Below are 16,457 nucleotides of genomic sequence, written 5' to 3' on the forward strand. Positions count from 1 at the left end.
CTGCAGGTGCTAAGATATAAGATCATCATAATGCGAGGAAACACTCATGCCTTCCAAGTCGAAAGACCCGGGCGAGACGATGATTATCAAGAAGTATGCCAACCGGCGTCTCTATAATACCCGATCATCAAGCTATATTACGCTGGATGACCTGGCAGGCATGGTGCGTGAGAAGGTCGATTTCCAGGTATTGGATGCCAAGACGGGGAATGACATTACCCACACGATCCTGACCCAGATCATCATGGAAGAAGAGGCCAATGGGGAGCATATGCTGCCCATCAGCTTCCTTCGCCAGCTAATCGGAATGTATGGAAATTCCATGCAGGCCATGATGCCGCCTTATCTGGAAGCGGCGATGGCCAATTTCGAAACTAATCAGGCCAAGATGAAGGATGCTTTCAGCGCGAGTATGGGGCCGGACGCTTTCACCCGCTTGGCCGAAAAGAACATGGCAATGTTGCAAGCTGCGGCAAAGGCCCTTGTGCCGGGCGCGGCTGGCGAAACAGCCGATCAAGACACTGCAGAACAGGACGACAGTGCCGCAAAGGGCAAGGATGAACTAGAATCCTTGCGCGCGCAAATGGCTGAAATGCAGCGCAAACTCAATGATATGGGCAATTAGCCGCGCATCCGTATACGGCTATGTCAGCCGTTGATTAAGCTAACAGTTCTCTCGACTTTGCGCGGTCCTCGCGCCATGGGGGAGAATTGCGTTTCACCCAGACTGGGAAAGTCATTCAATGTCCGCCATCCGCCACGCCCTCAGCATCAAGCGCGAGGACGATTTTGCTCAATGGTATCAGGCCGTTATCGCCGCTGCGGACATGGCCGAGGAATCGGGCGTGCGCGGCTGCATGGTGATCAAGCCATGGGGCTTTGGCATATGGGAACGCATGCAGCGCCTGCTCGATGATCGCATCAAGGCAGCCGGCATACAGAACGCCTATTTCCCACTGTTCATTCCTCTCGCCAATTTCGAGCGTGAGGCAGAGCATGTCGATGGTTTTGCAAAGGAAATGGCGGTCGTAACGCACCATCGCCTGATTGCGGACGGAAATGGCAAACTGATCCCCGATCCCGAAGCGAAGCTGGAAGAGCCGCTGGTTGTGCGTCCGACATCAGAGACCATCATCGGCGACGCGATGAGCCGCTGGGTGCAAAGCTGGCGCGACCTGCCGCTCAAGATCAACCAATGGGCCAATGTCGTGCGTTGGGAAATGCGTACACGTATGTTCCTGCGCACGAGCGAGTTCCTGTGGCAGGAGGGGCATACCGCCCACGCCACACAGGATGAAGCCCGCGCTGAAACGCTGCGAGCGCTGGAAATGTATCGCGCCTTTGCCGAAGAAGATGCCGCCTTGCCGGTGATCGCAGGCGAAAAGCCGGAGAATGAACGGTTCCCAGGCGCCAGGGAGACCTGGTCGATCGAAGCCATGATGCAGGATGGCAAGGCATTGCAGGCAGGTACCAGCCATTACCTCGGCACCAATTTCGCACAGGCAGCCAATATCCGCTATCAGGACCGTGAAGGGCAGCAGGCACTTTGCCATACGGTAAGCTGGGGCATGTCGACCCGCATGGTTGGCGGTTTGATCATGACCCATGGTGATGATGATGGCATGCGCGTACCCCCCGCACTTGCGCCGCAGCAGGTGGTGATCCTGCCAATGCTCCGTGAAAAGCCCGAAGATGGGGCGTTGCTTGCTTATTGTGAGGAAGTGCGCGCCGGGCTCGCCGGGCAGAGCGTGCTGGGCGAGCCTCTTCGCGTGCTGCTCGATACACGTCCCGGCAAGGCTGCTTCAAAACGATGGGACTGGGTCCGCAAGGGTGCACCGATCGTTATCGAAGTCGGCTCACGCGACATGGAAAACGGCGTTGTGAGCCTGCTGCGCCGTGATGAGCTGTGGGATGCAGAAACCGGCAAACCCCGCTTCCAGAACCCGTCTCGCGATGTCGCCGTGCAGACCCTGTCATCCATCCTGGCCGACATGCAGACCGCCATGTTTACACAGGCGCAAGAGCGGCGCGATGCCAATATTACGCAGGACATTACGGATCTTGGCGCACTGGCCGAATTCTTCGGAGAGGATCAGCGTTATCCTGGCTGGGTCGAGGTGCAATGGTCCAGGCCGACTGGAGAGGGCCTGAAGGCTGTTGAAGAGCAATTGAAGGCTCTCAGGCTCACACTTCGCAATGTGCCGGTTCACGCGTTACCGGCTGACGGCACCTGCATCTTCACAGGACAACCCGCGATAGAGCGGATCTATGTAGCCCGCGCCTATTGATCAGGCCGGAATTGAGTGGGAGTGCCGCCATGTTCCTTGAATCGATCGCCTATAATCTTGCCAATCTGACAAAATTCACCGGACGCGATTCCCGATCCACATTCTGGTGGTACATTCTGTTTCTGCTGATTGTGCAATTTGTGATCGGATTGCTGGCGAGCATTCCGCTTGTCGTAGGGACGACGAGCGCTGCGATCGATGCGGCGCAATCGGGCATGAGCGAAGCGCAAATGGAAGTCCAATTATTCAACAAGATGGCGGATATGGTTGGTCTGACCACCTGGATCTCCGTCATCACGTCAGCGATCATTACCTTATTGGCGCTCGCTTCCTTTGGGCGCCGTTTGCATGATGGCGGTTTTTCAGAACTATGGGCCGCAATCCCGCTCATGACTCAGGCCGCAACAATCTATTTCAGCATCACCATGATCGATAAGGCAAAAGATATGCTGCTTACGGCTGGCAATGCCGAGAATACAGAAGCCCTGGCCGCCCAGATGTCCGCAAATCCGATGAGTTACATCGGCTGGATCGGCTATCTTGCTGTCATCACTTTCGGAATGATGCGCAGCGAACCTACGACAAATCAATATGGTGAGGTTCCCAAGGCGCCAGGATACTGAGTGACCAGGCATAGTCATGCCGCTTGCCAAAGCCTGTGCAAGGCGCGACACATCGGGCATGCGAAACCTAGCGATGATTGCCGCCCTTACTGCAGCCGCTCTTGCAAGCCCCACTTTGGCGCAGGATGATCCGGCACAATCAGTCTCACTTGAACGGCTGCAGGCCGATGTTGAAACCATGGTGGCATTCGGCACACGCCACACACTTTCAAGCCAGACGGATAGCGCCCGTGGCATTGGGGCGGCCCTCACCTGGGGTATGGGTGAATTCGAGAAAGCATCTGCGGCTTGCGGCGGCTGTCTTGATACGCGCTTTATCGAAGACAACGTCAGCGGCAGGCGCATCCCTGATCCTGTGTTGATCCGCAATGCTCTGGCCATACAATGGGGCAGTAAACGACCCGAAGAAGTCGTCATCATACAAGGCCATATCGACAGCCGCGGAACAGACGTGATGGATGCACATGTCGATGCGCCGGGGGCGAATGACAATGCCAGCGGCAGCGCGCTGGTGCTGGAGGCCTCGCGTGCGCTCAGCCAGCGACAATATCCCACCACCATCATATACGCCCTCCTCTCAGGAGAGGAGCAGGGGTTGTATGGCGGCAATCTGCTGGCGGACTTTGCGACAGAGCAGGGCTGGACGGTGAAGGCTGTGCTTAACAATGACGTAGTCGGCGGCTCCTGCGGTTCGGACGGGATTTGCGATGCCGATCATGTCCGCGTTTTTTCAGAAGGCGTGCGCGCCGATGCGGATGATGAAACGCGCGCTGCCATGCGCAGCCGCGGCGGCGCTAATGACAGCCCTAGTCGCAATCTTTCGCGCTGGCTCGATGGGATGGCAGAGCAACACACAGGTGGGCTGGACGTGCGCCAGACATGGCGAAGCGACCGCATGGGGCGGGGCGGGGACCATCTGCCTTTCCTTGATCGCGGCTATCCTGCAATCCGTTTTTCCGTCGCCATCGAGGATTACGAACACCAGCACCAAGATCTGCGTGTCGAGGATGGGGTGACATATGGCGACACGGCTGACGAGATGGATTTCCCCTATCTGGCGGAGGTGACGAAATTGAACGTGCGCGCCGCTGACAGGCTTGCCCACACGCCGATGCCGCCAGTTGTCACGGCAGAAGCTGCAGTGCGAACCGATACATTGCTGACGTGGGCCAAGGTCGGAGCAGCAGACCGCTATCGCATTTTCCACCGCCGGACCGATGCGCCTGACTGGATTATGGAACCCGTGGATGTGACCACCAGCGATGATCCTGCAATATTCCGCATCATCGCTGACGGACCCGATGCCTCTTTCGCCGTCGAGAATGACACCATCAGCGCGACCGTGAACAAGCGCGGGGACGATTACATCTTTGGCGTATCGGCTTGCAACGGCAGCTATTGTTCGCCCGTCTCCAGCGCAGTCCCGGGCGGGGGTTTCTATCCCTTGCCCATCGACAGCGCGGAATAACGCACCATATAGCTGGCCATGTCCAAACGCCCGAATACACGTAAATTTCAAGGCTTGCCCAATCAGGAGCAGGTACTCGAATTCATCAAATCATCCGATAGCCGTGTCGGTAAGCGCGAAATCGCGAAACACTTTGGCCTCAAGGGGCAGGAAAAAATCGCTCTGAAGGCTCTGTTGAAAGACATGGCAGAAGAAGGCCTGATCGACGGCGGCAAAAGCGCGTTTCACCGCATGGGCGGGCTGCCCAAGGTCACCGTGCTGCGTATCGTCGAGATTGACGAGGGAGAGCCCGTGGCCGTTCCCGAAAGCTGGCAGCCCGATAGCGGCGCACCACCACCACGGCTGCGGGTTATTGAACGCAAGAAAGGTAAGCAATCTGGCGCTGCGCTGCGAGTAGGGGACCGTATCCTTGCGCGTACCGAAGAGGCGGGGAAGGGCTGGCTCGCCCATCCCATGAAGAAGTTGCCGCAGCAGGAAGGCGCTATGCTGGGCGTCGTCGAAAAGGGCGGCAATGGCGATGCATGGCTTGCTCCGGTAGACAAGCGCATCCGCACTTCATCGCGTATTGCAGATCTGGGCGGGGCCGAGGACGGCCAGCTCGTGCTCGCCGAACCATCAGGGCGAGGCCGCAATGCCGCCGTCAAGGTGATAGAGGTGCTGGGCGATCCGCTTGCGCCTCGCAGCTACAGCCTGATTGCGATACACAAATACGGCATCCCCAATGTCTTTTCTCAAGAGACACTGGACGAAGCCGAACGCGCAGCCAAATTGCCACTGCACGATGACAGTCGCGAAGACCTGCGTAATCTCCCGATCATTGCGATCGATCCAGCCGATGCGCGCGATCACGATGATGCGATCTGGGCTGAACCTGACGGCAAGGGCGGCTTCCGCGCATTGGTGGCGATTGCCGATGTCAGCTATTACGTCCGTCCCGGCGGCGCACTGGACCGCGAGGCAAGGCGGCGCGGCAATTCGGTCTATTTCCCTGATCGCGTGGTCCCGATGCTGCCCGAAGTGTTGAGCGCGGATGTTTGCTCGCTGCGGCAGGGTGAAGATCGTGCGGCGATGGCCTGCCATTTCCGCATCGACGCATCCGGCAAGATTTCGAACTGGCGCTTCACCCGCGCTATCGTGCAGATTTCCGAGGTCATCGCCTATGAAGATGCGCAGAAACGGATCGACACGGACGAGGCCGATGAAAATCTGCAAAATCTGTGGGCCGCGTGGAAATCACTGGCGTCAGCCCGGTCGGACCGTGACCCGCTTGATCTCGATCTTCCAGAAAGGCGCGTCGTTCTGAACGAACAGGGCCAGATCGAAGAGATCGCCGTGCGCGAAAGGCTGGATGCCCACCGCGTGGTGGAAGATTTCATGATCTCGGCCAATGTCGCGGCTGCCAAGGCACTGGAAAGCAAGGTCCAGCCTATCGTTTATCGCGTGCATGAAGCACCGACGCGCGAGAAGCTGATTGCCTTGCGCGAATATTTTGATTCGCTGGGCAAGAATTTGGCACTGGGACAGGTCATCACACCTGGTCTGTTTAATCGCATGCTGAAAGATATTGGCGATCCGGCCGAAAAGGCGCTGATAATGGAGGCGGTTCTGCGCAGCCAGACACAGGCCTATTACGGGCCCAACAACGCCGGGCATTTCGGTCTGGCGCTCGGCTCCTATGCACATTTCACCAGCCCGATCCGCCGCTATGCAGATCTGCTCGTCCACCGCGCACTGGTGGACGGCTTCAAACTGGAACAGCCTCAACCCCAGGGCGATCTGCCCGCTTCCAGTGGCCTTGCGGAAAAGGATCGAGAGGATCTTGGCAAGGTGACAGATGCCATCAGCGTGACAGAGCGCCGCGCTATGGAGGCAGAGCGCGATACGGTGGATCGCTATGTTGCAGCATGGCTCTCCGCACGGGTGGGTGAGGTATTTTCTACCCGCATAACCGGCGTGCAGAACTTCGGTTTCTTCGCTACCATCGTCTCACTTGGTGGAGACGGGCTGGTGCCGATCAGCACGCTGGGCCATGAATATTTCTCCTATGACGAAGCCGCGCGGGCGCTTGTTGGCGAAAAAAGCGGCACGCGTTTTGCCGTGGGCGATGTTCTCGACCTGCGGCTGGGAGAGGCCAATCCTCTGACAGGCGCGCTCAAGTTCGAACTGCCCGAAGGCGGCGGCGAAAAAGGCGTCGAACCACGTGGCAAGCGACCGCAATCGCGCAATGCCCGCTCGCGCAAGGACGGCCCCCGCAAAGATGCGAAGGGCAAACATGTGACGGGCAAGCGCGGCAGGCCTGGTAATATCCGGCACCAGGGCAGGGGAAAGCGCAAATAGGGAACGATGGAGCGCCGCTGCCCATTGGTGTGAAAAGGAGAATTTCATGCTCAAGCCCGGCCAGAAAGTGCCCGATCTCGAACTGCCGCTCACCATTGATGCACGGTTCCACCTGTCCAAGCAGGAGCCAGAACATCTCACGATGCTGGTATTTTATCGCGGCAAACATTGCCCGATCTGCAAGAACTACCTCGAAACGCTGGCCGGCAAGCTGGATGATTTCACATCGCGCGGGGTAAATGTGTTTGCCATGTCCATGGACAGCAAGGACCGCGCCATGGTTTCTCACAAGGAATGGAACACAGGCAATCTACCGCTTGTCCACGATCTTTCTGAAGAACAGGCGCGCGAATGGGGATTATATATTTCGCAAAAGCGCGAAGGCAGCGAGGAGCCGGGAAAATTCTCAGAACCCGGTCTTTTCCTTGTCCGACCGGATATGACGTTATATTTTGCGCAGACACAAAACGCGCCTTTCACCAGGCCCCCGCTCGACCAATTGCTCGAGGGGATCGATTTCGTGAGGGACAAGGATTACCCCATACGCGGCACTCTGACCTGATGGGCAGGCCTTAGCTCAGGCGGTCGATCTCCTCTATGGAGAGGCCGCCAGGTATAACAAAAAGCGGACAGGCAAGCGTGCCTGCATGTGAGGAAAAATGCGTTACCAGCGGGCCGGGCGTCCCCTCCGATGCGGCGCCCAGAACCAGCGCGGCGACCTCTGGGTGGCCCTCAAGAAATTCGGCGATTACCGTCTTTCCGTCCCCGACACGGACCGCAATTTGCGGCATCTTTCCGCTTTCATAGGCAAGTTCACCCGCGGCGCTATTCGCGAGAACCTCGGCGCGATCACGCGCTTCCTCCTCAATCGTCGCCTGTATATTGCCGAAAGCGCTGAACTCCTGTTTTGGCACCAGCGCAAGTATATGGACCATGCCGCCCGTCTTCGCGGCGCGGCGAGAGGCGAAGCGCAAGGCAACATGCGCTTCTTCAGTTTCATCGATGATAACCAGATAAACGCGCATTCGTATTTCCTATCCCGAAGGCTTGGATATCCCGTGATTTGACACGATAAGCAAGACAGCTTGCCCCGCTGTGCCAAATTGGTCAAAGAAGCCCAGACCAAGCCCGAGACGATTAATTCAGAGAGGGAGCCCGCTCCGACCATGCCAATTGCCATCAAGATGCCCGCACTCTCACCCACTATGGAAGAGGGAACTCTCGCCAAATGGCTGGTGAAAGTCGGAGACAGCGTCTCTGCCGGTGACATCATGGCAGAGATTGAAACCGACAAGGCAACGATGGAATTCGAAGCTGTCGATGAAGGTGTCATCGCGCATATCCAGGTCGAAGAAGGTGCCGAGGGCGTAGCGGTTGGCACCGTGATCGCGACCTTGGCAGAGGAAGGCGAAGACGCGGGCAGCGTTGCACCAATTGGCAGCGACGATGCAGCTCCGGCCCCAACACCTGCCGCCACTGAGTCGTCCTCTGCGCCAGCGCCTACGCCTGCTCCGACGCCCGCACCCGCACCATCTCCGTCCCCGGCTCCGGCCGCATCGGGCGACCGGATTGTCGCTTCGCCGCTCGCAAGACGCATTGCCGAACAAGAGGGTGTCGATCTTGCCAGTGTAAAGGGCAGCGGACCCAATGGCCGAATCGTGAAAGCCGATTTGGAAGGCGCCAAACTGGGCGCCACGGCGCCAGCGGCGGCACCTTCAGCCGCTACTCCAGCTCCTGCTGCAACCGCTCCAGCTGAAGCGCAGGATTTTGGCATTCCACACGAGGTGGAAAAGCTTTCCGGCATGCGCAAGACAATCGCGCGCCGCCTGACAGAGAGCAAACAGCAGATCCCGCACATCTACCTTACGGTCGATATAAGGCTCGACGCATTGCTCAAGCTGCGCAGCGAATTGAACGCAGCGCTTGAGCCGCAGGGTGTGAAGCTTTCAGTCAATGATCTGATGATCAAGGCGCTGGGCAAATCGCTTGAAGCCGTGCCCGCATGCAATGTTCAGTTCGCCGGCGATTCACTCCTCAGGTTCAAGCGCGCCGATGTGTCGGTTGCAGTGTCCATTCCCAACGGTCTGATTACTCCGATCATCAGCGATGCTGGCAATAAGGCGATGAGCAAGATCAGCAAAGAGATGAAAGACCTCGCGTCACGCGCCAAGGAAGGCAAGCTCGCCCCGGAGGAATATCAGGGCGGGACGGCCAGCCTTTCCAACATGGGCATGTTCGGAATTTCGCAGTTCAGCGCGGTCATCAATCCACCGCAAGCTATGATCATGGCCATCGGTGCTGGCGACAAGCGCCCATTCGTTATCGACGATACTCTGCAGATCGCCAGCGTGATGAGTGCCACCGGCAGCTTTGACCACCGCGCCATCGATGGTGCAGATGGGGCGCAATTGATGAAGACATTCAAGGAGATGATCGAGGCACCATTGGGACTGGTGGCGTGATCGCTGTCCTACATGGCGCAGATGGCGCAGTTTGTGGCAGGACATGATGCTACGGCTTTTCAACCGTGTAAGTGTCACCCTGTAGGTTTTCCCTCTAGTGAATTGAATTATAGGAATTATCAGGTGCAAATTGCAGGGTTACACACTGTCACCTATGTCACCCCTGGTGACCCCGCGTGAGCCGTAATCCCGCGATACGCACCGTCGCCATGCCTGCCGATGCCAACGCCTATGGCGATATATTCGGCGGCTGGCTGATGAGCCTGATGGATTCGGGCGCGGGCCTTATGGCAGCGCGTCGAACAAAGGGCAGGGCGGTTACCGTCGCGATGGATGGCTTGGCTTTTCACAAGCCGGTCAAGGTCGGAGACGAGGTTTCGGTCTATGCTGAAATCACCAGCGTTGGCACGACGAGCATGGAAATCTCCACCGATGTCTTCCGGCGGGAACGCCATTCGGTTGAAGAAGAACTGGTCACTTCGGCCAAATTTACATTTGTAGCGATCGATGACGCGGGCAAGCCGCGAAAAATCGGAGATTGATGGGATTTGAAATGGCAGAGCAGTATGACGTCATCATTCTGGGATCCGGCCCCGGCGGTTATGTTTCGGCAATTCGTTGCGCCCAGCTTGGCCTGAAAACCGCGATTGTAGAGCGGGAGAATCTTGGTGGCATCTGCCTCAACTGGGGCTGTATTCCCACCAAGGCTCTGCTGCGCTCGGCAGAAATCCTGCATTATGCGCAGCATGCCACGGATTACGGCCTGAAGATTGCCGGCGAGATCGAGGCTGATCTGGAAGCAGTGGTCAAGCGCAGCCGCGGCGTGGCGAAGCAGCTCAATCAAGGTGTCACGCATCTGATGAAGAAGAACAAGATCGCGGTCCATATGGGCGAGGGCACGCTAAACGGCCCCACCAGCCTGACCGTGAAGGGCGAAAAAGGCGAGGAAAAGCTGTCTGCCAAGCACATCATTGTCGCGACCGGTGCACGCGCGCGTGACCTGCCTTTCGCCAAGGCGGATGGCAAACGCATCTGGACCTATCGCCATGCGATGACCCCATCCGAAATGCCCAAGAAGCTTCTGGTTATCGGATCAGGCGCCATTGGCATAGAATTTGCTAGCTTTTATAATGATATGGGCGCCGATGTTACCGTGGTCGAAATGCTCGACCGGCTTGTTCCAGTGGAAGATAAGGACGTTTCGGCCTTCCTCGAAAAGGCCGTTACGAAGCAGGGAATGAATATCATGACCGGGGCTGGTGTCGAAGACATCAAGGCTTCGGACAGCGGTGTGAAAGCCAAGATCAAGGGCAAGGATGGCAAGGTTGCAGAACACGAATTCAGCCATTGCATCGTCGCTATCGGCATCATGCCCAACACAGAGAATATCGGGCTTGAAAAGCTGGCCGAAATGGACCGCGGCTTCATCCAGATTGATCCCTACGGTCGGACGAAATCCAAGAGTCTTTGGGCCATCGGTGATTGCACGCCCGGTCCGTGGCTGGCGCATAAGGCGAGTCATGAAGGCGTGACCACGGCAGAGGCCATCGCGCAGGAATTGGGCAATAAGGATGTGCATCCACATCCGCTCAACCGCGATGCCATCCCCGGTTGCACCTATTGCCATCCGCAGATCGCCAGTTTCGGTATGACAGAGGCGAAGGCGAAAGAAGCCGGATATGAAGTGAAAGTCGGCATGTTCCCCTTCATCGGCAATGGCAAGGCCATCGCGTTGGGCGAGGCTGAAGGCTTTACCAAGACAGTGTTCGATACCAAAACCGGTGAGTTGCTGGGCGCGCATATGATCGGTGCAGAAGTCACCGAAATGATCCAGGGCTATGTCGTAGGCAAGACGCTGGAGACGACCGAGATCGAACTGATGCAGACAATTTTCCCGCATCCGACGATTTCGGAATCCATGCATGAAAGCGTTTTAGCAGCCTATGGTCGCGCACTGCATATCTGATGTATCGCGGCGATGAGCCGTTCGTCGCAAATACGGGAAATCAAACGCCTTTTATCCGTTGGATAGAAGAGAGGAGATTTGCCGTGGAATATGAAATTTCAGATCAACCGCAGCGCGGATACATACCAGAACGTATGCCGATTGATGGTGAAACCCCCAGTCAGGACCAAGATCTGCTACCCGATGAATGGCAGATGCAGTGACAATACGTTGAGCATGGAGTTTGGGGCTGCTAATTTCCATTAGTGACAGGGCCGCAATTAGACGCTAGCGCCGCCACCGCTGCGATGCGGACAGGTGGCAGAGCGGTTGAATGCACCGGTCTTGAAAACCGGCAAGGGTGCAAGCCCTTCGTGGGTTCGAATCCCACCCTGTCCGCCACAGTCGCCTTGGCGCTATCCGGCGCAACAGACGGCGGACGTGCAAATTTCACGGCCTGCCGCATCAGTGAGTCGTTCGGTCGCTGATTGAAAAACAAAGGATTTCCCCAAACCACCCGATATAATAGGGGTTTTTCATGATACGCGCCCACTTCCACCAATTTATTCTCGCCATCGCCGTCACGTTTCTCGTGGCCCAACCCGCTGCGGCGCAGGATATGGCGTTTGATCGCTATCTTGAAGCGGTTGCCGCCAAGGCGCGGTCCGAAGGCGTCAGCCACACCACAATTAATCGTGTATTTGCCGGTCTCACGCCGAACATGCGCGTACTCGAACTCGATCAGCAGAATGTCTCATCAGGTGGCAATGTCAATCCGGCAACCGGTTTCGCGTGGATGTCCAGCTATCTTGCACGTCACAATACGTCTTCCCGCATCAGTGGCGGTCGTCGCACTTTGGCGCGGCTTGGTCCGTTGGCAACACGGGTAGAACGTGAATACGGCGTTCCGGCAGAAATCATTGTGGCCATCTGGGGCCATGAAACGGCCTATGGCGCGGTGATGGGCAGTTTTGACCTGCCGCGCAGCCTTGCAACTTTGGCCTGGGACGGTCGACGTCGCACGCTTTTCGAGCGCGAGCTTATCGATGTTTTGAAGATGGTGGACCAGGGTGTTGCCCGCAGCCAGCTTGTCGGCAGCTGGGCAGGTGCGTTTGGTAACGGTCAATTTCTTCCCAGCGTCTATCTCCGGCTCGCGGTAGATGGCGATGGCGATGGTGATCGGGACATCTGGAATTCTGATGCCGACACCGTTTATTCGATTGCCAATTATTTCCGCGATGCCGGGTGGCGCACCGGACAGCCTTGGGCCGTGCGCGCCTTCGTTCCCAATTCAGCAGATCGCAGCGGTATAGGGACTACGCTCAATGCGCCGGTTTGCCCCCGTGTTCATGATCGACACAGCCGCTGGCTGACTGTCCGGGAATGGCGTGAAAGAGGCGTGGAGCCGCGCGCACCCATCGGCGACGATGTGCTCGCCTCACTGTTCGAGCCGGATGGTCCCGCAGCTCCCGGATATCTCTTAACGCAGAATTATAGGGTTATCCTCGAATATAACTGCTCGAATTACTACGCGATGAGTGTGGGATTGCTTGCAGATGAGATTACCCGATAAGATTTTCCGCGCGGCGAGCTTTCGCAGCTTGATTGCCGCCTCTATTGCCATTGGCCTTCCTGCCTGCACCGCCGGGCAATTGGCCGATGGCGCCTCACAAACCGTCGCCGTTGACACAGCAGAAATGCAAAACGGACCACGCGCCGACTATCCTGTCACCGTGGGCCCGGCCTATATGGTGGGCGAAGTGGAATATGTTCCAGCTGACACGCTGAACTACGATCATGTTGGTCATGTCGCCATAGAGGACGGTGCGATAGGCTACACCGGATCGCATCATGTACTCCCATTGCCAAGCTACGTAGAAGTTACCTCGCTTGAAACGGGCAGGACAGTACTTGTCAGGGTTGAACGGCGAGGGCCGATGGCATCGCACCACCTCCTCGCTCTTTCGCCGGCCGCCATGGCGCAACTCGGCGCAGAGGCGGATGCAGCGGTTCGCGTGCGTCGGGTCAATCCGCCCGAAGATCACCGCTTCATGTTACGGGCCGGCGATGCCGCTCCGCTGCGGATAGATACGCCCGCGTCCTTGTTAACCGTGCTGCAACGCCGCCTTCCGCAAGACGGGACTGCTTCGCTCCGTCCCCAAACGGGCATTGCTGCTGTGTCTGCTGCTGATACTCCAATTGAAACTATTGAACTGGCAGCTTCTACCGCGGCTCCGCCTTCTGCATCGATGGACTCTGCGATAGAGGCAAATCCCGCCGATCCTGTGGATAGTGCAGGAGCACAGCCCGTCACGCCTGCCTCCACCACCGCATCAGCAGCCGAAGGCCGCTTCATGGTTCAGGCAGCTGCTTTCTCCACATTGGAACGCGCAGAACGCTCCGCTGAGGCACTTGGTGGCATAGTCATCGAATCAGGACGATATTTTCGCGTGCGCACCGGCCCTTTCGTGACTCGTGGAGAAGCCGAGGCCTCGCTCGCCAACGTCCGCAGTGCAGGGTATAGCGACGCACGAATCCTGATCAGCGGTTGAGCCGGGCGAGGAGGCCCTCCACCGCAAGCAGCAGTGGAGACGGCGTGAAGCATTTTGCAGTGATTGCGATAGCGGCAGCGGTGCTCGCGTTCCCGGTGCCGGCGAACCCTGCCGAAGCGCCTGTTCCCGAAGACATTCCAATCGCCTTGCTGGTTGATCTTTCCAGCGGCCAGGTGCTGTATTCGCGCGAACCCAACCGCCGCTTCGTGCCTGCGTCCGTTACCAAGGTAATGACAGCCTATACCGCCTTCAAACTGGTGGACGAAGGCGCCCTCCGGCTCGATATGCCTTTCCTCTACAGTGCGGAACTGGAGGATGAATGGTATGCGGAAGGCTCCAACATGTTCCTCCGCGCGGGAGAGCGGCCAACCATCGCGCAATTGCTGTTGGGAATCACCACCGTGTCGGGCAATGATGCCAGCGTTGCGATGGCAATCGCAGCCACGGGGTCGAAAGAGGAATGGCTTGAGCTGATGAACGCCAATGCGCGCGATCTTGGCATGTCAAATACGCATTTCGGTTCACCCAATGGCTTTCCAGATGGCGGGCAGACCTATTCCACAGCGCAGGATCTGGCGATTTTGGGCAGAGCCATCACGCAGCAACATCCCGATCTTTACGCACGCTTTTTCGGTCATCGTGGGATGCGCTGGCGGGATATCACGCAAGCCAATCATGATCCCGTAACGGGGCGTGTGGAAGGTGCGGACGGGTTGAAGACGGGATTCACCAACGAAGCAGGTTTCACTTTTCTCGGTTCGGCAGAGCGGGACGGACGAAGGCTTGTCATGGTGCTTGCAGGATCTCCGACCGGTCCGATGCGTGATGATGCAGCGCGCAGTCTGCTGCGCTGGGGTTTTGATGAATTCAGGCCGGTCAGATTGCTTGAGCGCGATAGGTATACCGCCACGGCTCGGGTGCAAAACGGGTCAGAAACGCATGTCGATCTCAAACTGCCGCAAGATTTCATGGTCGCCATCCCGAAAGATGCTGATGTCACCAGCTGGAAGGTCGATCTCGTCTATCGCGGGCCAATTGAGGCACCGATAGCCACAGGGGAAAGACTGGCCCGCCTGAGATTGACGATCAACGGCGAGACGGTTCTTGAAACACCCTTGGAGGCCATGAATGATGTGCCACGCGCCAACGCTTTGCAACGGGTGATCAATGCGATCACAGGCTGGGTAGCATGACGAGCGGACGGTTTATCACCTTGGAAGGCGGGGAAGGGGTAGGCAAATCCACCCAGGCGCGAATGCTTTCAGAAGCTCTCATCACACGCGGACTTGGCGTATTGCTAACCCGTGAACCGGGCGGAACACCGGGTGCAGAGGCCATTCGGAAGCTGCTTCTGGACACACAATTCAATTGGGATGCGCGTGCGGAGGCATTGTTGTTTGCCGCCGCCCGCTCTGATCATGTCGATCATGCTATTCGGCCCGCCCTTGATCGGGGTGAGTGGGTAGTCTGCGACCGTTTCATTGATTCCTCACGCGCCTATCAGGCCGGTGGCGGCAATTCCTCCGATGACGCAATTCTGGCCATGCATACTATCGGATCGCATGGCCTGATGCCTGATGTCACCTTTCTGTTAGTCGCTGAAACGCCGGAAATTTCGGCCCGCCTTGCCGCGCGCGATGGTGACAACCAGGATCGCATCGGCGGAAAACCGGAAGCCTATCACGGTCGCGTAGAGACGCGGTTTCGCGATCTGGCGGCCATGGATGCCAAGCGTTTCGTGCTGATCGACGCCAGTGGTTCGCCCGCAGAGGTTCACGGCCGGATCATGGAGGCGATGGAACCGCTGTTGGGGGAGGGCGGTTGAGCAGCTACATCGGCCATGATGAGGCGTGGGAGCAATGGCGCCGCGCACAATCGGGCGAGCGGATGCATCATGGATGGATATTATCGGGCCGTAGGGGTGTCGGCAAATCCGCTTTCGCGAAGGAAGCCGCGCGCGAATTGGTGGCCGAAGATGGCATTCCGCAACCCGCCGGCGATCACCCGGATATTCTGTATCTTACGCACCCGCCCAGAAACGATACCGAAGCGCGCAAACGTGACGACGGCAAACCGTATGAACGCGCGCGCAATATCAAGATTGATCAGATCCGCAGGCTGCAGCAACGCCTGAACACGCGGCCCACGCTGGGAAAGCGGCGCGCGGTCATCATAGATCCTGCTGATGACATGGAGGAACCCACGGCCAACGCCTTGCTCAAAAGCCTGGAAGAACCGCCACAGGGGACCTTTTTCATCCTCGTCGCGCACCGGCTGGGACGGTTACTGCCCACCATAAGGTCGCGCTGCCGCGTGCTCAATTTTCCGGCGGTTGATGAGGCAGACATGGTGTCGATCCTCGAGCGAGAAGCTCCGCAGGCTTCGGAAGAGATGCGCGATGCTGCCATTGCCGCCGCCAGTGGTTCACCTGGTGTAGCAATATCTTTCGTGAAGCTGGATCTCGGCAAGGTCCACACGATTATGCAGCAGATCGCTGACAAAGGCGATCCGGATTTTACCCTGCGCGGGCGACTGGCGGGGGTAATGGGCGCTCGGCCAAGCCGTGAAAAGCAGCTTGCCGCGATTGAATTGGCTCGCGCTGTCGTTGCTGGGCGTGTAGCCAGAGTTCAGCAGGCGGATATCCCACCATTGGTGGAAACTCATGCAGCGCTGGTGCGCCTCGCGGCGCAGGCTCCAACGGCCAATTTTGACGCCGGGCTCCTGGTGATGGAGGTCGGCACTTTGCTCAGCAGTCTTGCGGCATCACGGACCGCGCCCTAGG

16 protein-coding genes and 1 tRNA gene are annotated in these 16,457 nt (G+C 57.9%); 16 read left to right on the forward strand and 1 reads right to left on the reverse strand.

Translation table 11 applies throughout. The features are described 5' to 3' along the window. Positions 1 to 46 precede the first annotated feature (46 nt). The 6 genes from phaR to CP97_RS10020 all read left to right on the forward strand — a co-directional run bounded on the left by phaR (position 47) and on the right by CP97_RS10020 (position 7,278). Positions 47 to 625, forward strand: coding sequence for a polyhydroxyalkanoate synthesis repressor PhaR (gene phaR, locus CP97_RS09995; protein WP_048885818.1), 579 nt, complete (start codon positions 47 to 49; stop codon positions 623 to 625). Positions 626 to 743: 118 nt separating this feature from the next. Continuing rightward, positions 744 to 2,288 (forward strand): proline--tRNA ligase, encoded by a 1,545-nt coding sequence (proS, locus tag CP97_RS10000; RefSeq protein WP_048885819.1) that lies wholly within the window; start codon positions 744 to 746, stop codon positions 2,286 to 2,288. A gap of 29 nt (positions 2,289 to 2,317) precedes the next feature. Then, entirely contained in the window at positions 2,318 to 2,911 is a 594-nt protein-coding gene (locus tag CP97_RS10005; protein ID WP_048885820.1) for a DUF805 domain-containing protein, read from the forward strand. 58 nt (positions 2,912 to 2,969) lie between these two features. Further along, positions 2,970 to 4,379 carry a M28 family peptidase gene (locus CP97_RS10010; protein ID WP_048885821.1) on the forward strand — a complete coding sequence of 470 codons (1,410 nt, stop codon included), beginning with the start codon at positions 2,970 to 2,972 and terminating at the stop codon, positions 4,377 to 4,379. Positions 4,380 to 4,397: 18 nt separating this feature from the next. After that, on the forward strand, positions 4,398 to 6,716 hold the full coding sequence (rnr, locus tag CP97_RS10015) for a ribonuclease R (protein WP_082863795.1): 2,319 nt from the start codon (positions 4,398 to 4,400) through the stop codon (positions 6,714 to 6,716). A 46-nt stretch (positions 6,717 to 6,762) separates the two neighbouring features. Next, positions 6,763 to 7,278 (forward strand): peroxiredoxin-like family protein, encoded by a 516-nt coding sequence (locus tag CP97_RS10020; protein ID WP_048885823.1) that lies wholly within the window; start codon positions 6,763 to 6,765, stop codon positions 7,276 to 7,278. Positions 7,279 to 7,288: 10 nt separating this feature from the next. Here the strand turns inward: CP97_RS10020 and CP97_RS10025 are convergent, their stop codons facing one another. Beyond that, positions 7,289 to 7,741: a universal stress protein gene (locus tag CP97_RS10025; RefSeq protein WP_048885824.1), complete on the reverse strand. Its 453-nt coding sequence runs from the start codon at positions 7,739 to 7,741 to the stop codon at positions 7,289 to 7,291. 141 nt (positions 7,742 to 7,882) lie between these two features. Between CP97_RS10025 and CP97_RS10030 the strand changes: the two genes are divergently transcribed. The 10 genes from CP97_RS10030 to CP97_RS10075 all read left to right on the forward strand — a co-directional run bounded on the left by CP97_RS10030 (position 7,883) and on the right by CP97_RS10075 (position 16,456). Continuing rightward, positions 7,883 to 9,178 carry a pyruvate dehydrogenase complex dihydrolipoamide acetyltransferase gene (locus tag CP97_RS10030; protein ID WP_048886919.1) on the forward strand — a complete coding sequence of 432 codons (1,296 nt, stop codon included), beginning with the start codon at positions 7,883 to 7,885 and terminating at the stop codon, positions 9,176 to 9,178. A gap of 209 nt (positions 9,179 to 9,387) precedes the next feature. Then, a complete protein-coding gene (locus CP97_RS10035) occupies positions 9,388 to 9,720 on the forward strand; it encodes an acyl-CoA thioesterase (protein ID WP_048885825.1) in 333 nt (110 codons plus the stop codon). Between the two features lie 11 nt (positions 9,721 to 9,731). Further along, entirely contained in the window at positions 9,732 to 11,144 is a 1,413-nt protein-coding gene (lpdA, locus tag CP97_RS10040) for a dihydrolipoyl dehydrogenase (RefSeq protein WP_048886920.1), read from the forward strand. Further along, entirely contained in the window at positions 11,144 to 11,347 is a 204-nt protein-coding gene (locus CP97_RS10045) for a hypothetical protein (RefSeq protein WP_048885826.1), read from the forward strand. Before lpdA ends, CP97_RS10045 begins: the two co-directional genes overlap by 1 nt. Before the next feature lie 88 nt (positions 11,348 to 11,435). Further along, positions 11,436 to 11,525 (forward strand) — tRNA-Ser (locus CP97_RS10050). Between the two features lie 136 nt (positions 11,526 to 11,661). Beyond that, positions 11,662 to 12,696: a lytic murein transglycosylase gene (locus CP97_RS10055; protein ID WP_048885827.1), complete on the forward strand. Its 1,035-nt coding sequence runs from the start codon at positions 11,662 to 11,664 to the stop codon at positions 12,694 to 12,696. Continuing rightward, positions 12,680 to 13,675 (forward strand): SPOR domain-containing protein, encoded by a 996-nt coding sequence (locus tag CP97_RS10060; protein ID WP_048885828.1) that lies wholly within the window; start codon positions 12,680 to 12,682, stop codon positions 13,673 to 13,675. Before CP97_RS10055 ends, CP97_RS10060 begins: the two co-directional genes overlap by 17 nt. Before the next feature lie 44 nt (positions 13,676 to 13,719). Beyond that, positions 13,720 to 14,868: a D-alanyl-D-alanine carboxypeptidase family protein gene (locus CP97_RS10065; protein WP_063612415.1), complete on the forward strand. Its 1,149-nt coding sequence runs from the start codon at positions 13,720 to 13,722 to the stop codon at positions 14,866 to 14,868. Then, on the forward strand, positions 14,865 to 15,500 hold the full coding sequence (gene tmk / locus CP97_RS10070) for a dTMP kinase (RefSeq protein ID WP_048885829.1): 636 nt from the start codon (positions 14,865 to 14,867) through the stop codon (positions 15,498 to 15,500). Before CP97_RS10065 ends, tmk begins: the two co-directional genes overlap by 4 nt. Continuing rightward, the gene (locus CP97_RS10075; RefSeq protein ID WP_048885830.1) at positions 15,497 to 16,456 is read left to right on the forward strand and encodes a DNA polymerase III subunit delta'; all 960 of its coding nucleotides are present in this window, start codon (positions 15,497 to 15,499) and stop codon (positions 16,454 to 16,456) included. The genes tmk and CP97_RS10075 overlap by 4 nt, the downstream gene beginning before the upstream one ends. Position 16,457 lies beyond the last annotated feature (1 nt).

The organism is Aurantiacibacter atlanticus (genome assembly GCF_001077815.2).
Lineage (GTDB): Bacteria > Pseudomonadota > Alphaproteobacteria > Sphingomonadales > Sphingomonadaceae > Alteraurantiacibacter > Alteraurantiacibacter atlanticus.

Bases quoted from the DNA above. Each gene is read 5' to 3' on its own strand.
- CP97_RS10055 (WP_048885827.1), top strand. From the start codon at position 11,662: ATGATACGCGCCCACTTCCACCAATTTATTCTCGCCATCGCCGTCACG.
- CP97_RS10045 (WP_048885826.1), top strand. From the start codon at position 11,144: ATGTATCGCGGCGATGAGCCGTTCGTCGCAAATACGGGAAATCAAACG.
- phaR (WP_048885818.1), top strand. From the start codon at position 47: ATGCCTTCCAAGTCGAAAGACCCGGGCGAGACGATGATTATCAAGAAG.
- CP97_RS10010 (WP_048885821.1), top strand. From the start codon at position 2,970: ATGCGAAACCTAGCGATGATTGCCGCCCTTACTGCAGCCGCTCTTGCA.
- rnr (WP_082863795.1), top strand. From the start codon at position 4,398: ATGTCCAAACGCCCGAATACACGTAAATTTCAAGGCTTGCCCAATCAG.
- CP97_RS10060 (WP_048885828.1), top strand. From the start codon at position 12,680: ATGAGATTACCCGATAAGATTTTCCGCGCGGCGAGCTTTCGCAGCTTG.
- CP97_RS10020 (WP_048885823.1), top strand. From the start codon at position 6,763: ATGCTCAAGCCCGGCCAGAAAGTGCCCGATCTCGAACTGCCGCTCACC.
- CP97_RS10005 (WP_048885820.1), top strand. From the start codon at position 2,318: ATGTTCCTTGAATCGATCGCCTATAATCTTGCCAATCTGACAAAATTC.
- CP97_RS10030 (WP_048886919.1), top strand. From the start codon at position 7,883: ATGCCAATTGCCATCAAGATGCCCGCACTCTCACCCACTATGGAAGAG.
- CP97_RS10025 (WP_048885824.1), bottom strand. From the start codon at position 7,741: ATGCGCGTTTATCTGGTTATCATCGATGAAACTGAAGAAGCGCATGTT.
- proS (WP_048885819.1), top strand. From the start codon at position 744: ATGTCCGCCATCCGCCACGCCCTCAGCATCAAGCGCGAGGACGATTTT.
- tmk (WP_048885829.1), top strand. From the start codon at position 14,865: ATGACGAGCGGACGGTTTATCACCTTGGAAGGCGGGGAAGGGGTAGGC.
- lpdA (WP_048886920.1), top strand. From the start codon at position 9,732: ATGGCAGAGCAGTATGACGTCATCATTCTGGGATCCGGCCCCGGCGGT.
- CP97_RS10035 (WP_048885825.1), top strand. From the start codon at position 9,388: ATGCCTGCCGATGCCAACGCCTATGGCGATATATTCGGCGGCTGGCTG.